Origin of the sequence: Anaeromyxobacter sp. PSR-1 (assembly GCF_000964525.1) — a bacterium.
Classification (GTDB): domain Bacteria; phylum Myxococcota; class Myxococcia; order Myxococcales; family Anaeromyxobacteraceae; genus Anaeromyxobacter.
In genome coordinates this window covers 1-2,049 of sequence record NZ_BAZG01000327.1, presented here as the reverse complement: position 1 = coordinate 2,049, position 2,049 = coordinate 1, and the positions used below count along the sequence as shown (strand labels likewise).

1 protein-coding gene is annotated in these 2,049 nt (G+C 77.7%); it reads left to right on the top strand.

All coding sequences use genetic code 11. The annotated features are described in order from the left end of the window. Window positions 1-232: 232 nt before the first annotated feature. Window positions 233-2,049 (top strand): response regulator (locus PSR1_RS23040; RefSeq protein ID WP_152643433.1); only part of this gene is annotated, 1,817 nt, incomplete at its 3' end.

Here is a 2,049-nt window from a genome sequence, read left to right as displayed (position 1 = left end):
CGGCGGCGGCGAGGAGCAGCGGGAGGAGGGGCATCGGCGGGTGCGAGCGCAGGAGCGCCGGCGCCGACACGTTCGGTCCACCCCGCGGCGGCGGCAATCCCGCTCCCCGCCGCGGCCGACCCGCGCGGCGTGGCTCCGATGTGCGCGGATTCCGCGGGAAGACCGATGCCTAGATTGACGCGGGGGCAGGTTACACTTGGCCGCCCGAGCGGGAGCCCTCCCGCGGTCCATCATGGAACCCACGAAGCGCGTCCTCATCGTCGAGCCCGACCACGCATTCGCGCTGTCCCTGGCGTCGCTCTTCCACGAGGACGGGTGCGTCACCCGCCTCGCGGCCAGCGCCGCCGAGGCGGAGCTGGAGGTCGCGTCGCACCGGCCCGACCTGTGCGTGGTGCGCGCCGAGCTCCCCGACCTGTCGGGCTTCTCGCTGTGCGCGCAGCTCCGCCACGACCGCGCCACCGCGCGCCTGCCGGTGATCCTGTACGCGTCGGAGACGGCGCCCGAGGCGCTCGCCGAGCACGCGCGCACGCCCTGGGCCGCGAACGGCTACCTGGCGATGCCGCTCGACACCGAGGCCCTCCGCAAGCTCGCCGGCGGGATCCTGGCCGCCGCCGAGCCCGAGCCGGAGAGCGCCGACGACGCGGTGCTGTCCGACGACGAGGTGCAGGCGCTCGACGCCGAGCTCGACGCGGCGCTGGCCCCGGAGGCGCGCGCCGCCCGCCCCGAGCCGGAGGGCGGGGCCGAGGTCGCGGTCGAGGCGGCCCCCGAGGCCCCCGAGGCCGCTGCGCCGCCGCCCGCGGCCGGCGAGGCGCCGCCGCCGGTGCCGCGGAAGCCGCTGCGGTCCACGGTGACCGACGAGGACCGGCTCTTCGTGGACCGCGTCTTCCAGTCGATCTCCGAGCGCCGCGAGGACCTGCTGGCCGAGGCGCACCGGCGCCGGCCGCCGCCGCGCCGCGAGCTGCTGCAGACGCCGGAGGGCCGGGCCGAGCTGCTGCGCGAGGACCTGCGCTGGCGCGAGGCGCAGCTGGCCCGGCTGGGCGAGATCTGGGCGGTGCGCGAGCGCGAGCTGGCCTCGTTCGACGCGCGCATGCACGAGCGCGAGGTGGAGCTGCAGGCGGCGAAGCTGCAGGTGGACGACCTGCTGCGGCGGCTGGCCGGGGCGCGCGACCTGTTCGTGGAGAAGGAGCGCGAGTTCGGCGCCTCGATCGACGGCCTCCTGCTGGAGAAGTTCGGGCAGGAGAAGGAGCTCATCGAGGTGGTCGCCGGCAGCGAGCGGCGCATCCACGAGCTGGAGCGCGAGGTCCGCCGCCGCGACGACGACCTGGCGCACCGCAAGGTCGCGCTGGACCGCGCGCAGGAGGAGATCGTCCGGATGGACCGGGCGGCGCGCGCGGAGGCGGCGCGGGCCGAGGCGCGCGAGCGCGAGCTGCAGGACGAGATCTCCCGCCGCACCGAGGAGGTCGCGGCGGCCGACGAGGCGCTCGCGCAGGCGCGGCGCGCGGCCGAGGACGCCGCGCGCGAGGCCGCGGCGCGGCTGGAGGAGCAGACCGCGGCCCGCCGGGCGCTCGAGGAGGACCTGGCGCGGGCGCAGGGCGAGGCCGCCGCGAGCGAGGGCGACCACGAGCGCCGCCACGTCGAGGCGGCGGCGCGCGAGGCGGCGCTCACCGCCGAGCGCGACCGGCTCCGCACCGAGTCGGAGCGGGACCGGGCGGCGCTGGAGGAGCGGCTGAAGGCGGCCGAGACCGCCACCGCCGAGGTCGAGGCCGAGCGCGATCGCGCCCAGCAGGCCGCGCGCGAGAACGAGGCGGCGCTGCAGGCGCGCATCGACGAGCGCGAGGACGCCATCCGCGAGCGCGAGCAGCGGCTGCGCCTGCTCGACGAGGAATACAAGCGCTTCCGCGACACCGCCCGCGGGCGCGAGGACGACCTCGGCCGCGAGATCCAGGACCACCTGCAGCAGATCGGGTCGCTGGAGGGCGAGATCGAGGGGCTGGCGCGCGAGCTGGCCGAGCGCGAGGAGGAGGCGCGCGCCGAGGGCGAGGCGCTGCG